We start from the raw sequence: 1,820 nt of genomic DNA on the forward strand, positions 1-1,820 counted from the left end.
TCTTGAGTTTGACAGTTAAAGAGATTAAAAAACAGATTATCAATCACTTACCCAAAAACGTGTCTCACTACACTATTTCTTTAAATAGTTGATAATCTGCTCTTTACTTGTAATATTAGGTAACTCACTTAACTTTAACCCATTTATCACCTGTTTTATATTTTCTTTCTCATTATTTGACCTCAGATAGAATTCATCTCCATTTTGTGTCAAATGACTGACTTGCATTTTGGATAATGATCTTCTTAAACCCTCCTCACTCATTTTATATTTCTTGTTATTGATTTGTTTTAACAGATAATGTTGTACAACATGAGTGAGATAGCATAAGCTAAGATGTCCCCGAATTCTTTTTTCAGTCCAGTGAAACATCGGTCTTACTTCCAAGTGGGATTTAAAGGATCGAAATGTATGTTCAATTTGGTATAAATGTCTGTAATGATCTAATATTAAAGGAATTGGAAGTTCTTTATTATTAGTAGAGATAGAAATAAAACCGTCGTACTTGGCTACTTCTTTAATTTTATCTTCATCAAGGCTATACCTTTCATTTCCTTCTGCTTTAATAAAATATCTTCTTGATTTGTTTTTAATTAGAGAAGGGTTGTCTAATAATTTCTGACTTTTCAACAGACTTTGTTCTCTATCAAATTTATCTTTTTCTGCCCGTTTTTGACTATATGTAGTAATGATTTTACGTCCTTGATATTCTGTGACATAATATCTCACTCGAATAGCCTCATCTTCTTTATTGTAAGTCCATTCATTTTGATATTTCGACAGATCTAAAATCTCACTTTTTAGTGTTTGAGGAAGTGATTTCAATCGCTCACCAACAATGAATTCGTAATCTTCAGATTGAACTATTTCAATGTTGCTCTTGCTAAGCATTCCCCTGTCTGCTACAATGATAACGTTATCAATATGGTATTTTTCTTTTAATGAAGTAACGGCATCTACAAAAGTGTGTCCTTCATATTTTTTACCTTCATAAACTTGGTATCCAATAGGATTTTTATTTTTATCGATCAGCATACCAAATACGATTTGTGTTTTGCCTACTTTACCATCTTTTCCAAATCCTTTTTGTCTGAAATCATCCTCTTGATGACTGTCAAAATAGAAAGTAGTTACATCATAAAACACAACATCTATTTTTTGATTGAATAAGTCTCTACCTTGTTGATATAGATATACTTGTGTTTTATCTTCTAACTTGCATAAATGATCAAGAGAACGATAGATATGCTGTAAACTAACAGGCTCAAAACCAATATAATCATCCTGAATATTGAAGTTATTTAATTTTGACCCTGGTGATTCAAGGCGTTCTGCAATAAGAAGTTGAATGGTATTGAAAAGGTCAAAACTTACACGACTTTTCTTAGCATAAGCTCTAAAGTACTTATCGAGATTAAAATGGCACATGGCAGCGTAAGAAACTTGATAAAAACCATAGTTAAACCGTCCAAGTTCCTTCGTTTCTTTTCTTAGAAGATCCTTTAGATCACCACCTCCAAGTAAATATAATTTTTCTCCCATACGTTGAAGCATCTCTGGAGTATAATCGCTTTGTTTTCCGAGAGACGCAACTATGCGGTGCTTACTTTTTCCATCTTCCCTAAAAGATTCAATAACACGGATATAATTACCCGATTTTTTCTTTTCTATGCGTATAAAAGCCATAGGGGCAAGTTTATGCATAAAAATTATACGTGTCAAGAGGGTTGGCTCACTACACTTTTTTCAAAATTCACTAAAAATCTACGTTTTTGATAGTATGAGTGGGGTGTAGTGAAAATTAACTGTCAAACTCAAGA

Annotated in this window: 1 protein-coding gene; it reads right to left on the reverse strand. The window is 32.1% G+C overall.

The annotated features are described in order from the left end of the window. Positions 1–72: 72 nt before the first annotated feature. Positions 73–1,686, reverse strand: a complete 1,614-nt coding sequence (locus ACXAHM_RS26210; protein WP_474967047.1) for an IS1634 family transposase — start codon at positions 1,684–1,686, stop codon at positions 73–75. Positions 1,687–1,820: the final 134 nt, after the last annotated feature.

The sequence above is a fragment of the Flammeovirga sp. AWQ4_249 genome, assembly GCF_056161045.1.

What these genes read in the sequence shown, in the direction of transcription:
- ACXAHM_RS26210 (WP_474967047.1), bottom strand. Translation starts at nt 1,686, where the DNA reads ATGGCTTTTATACGCATAGAAAAGAAAAAATCGGGTAATTATATCCGT.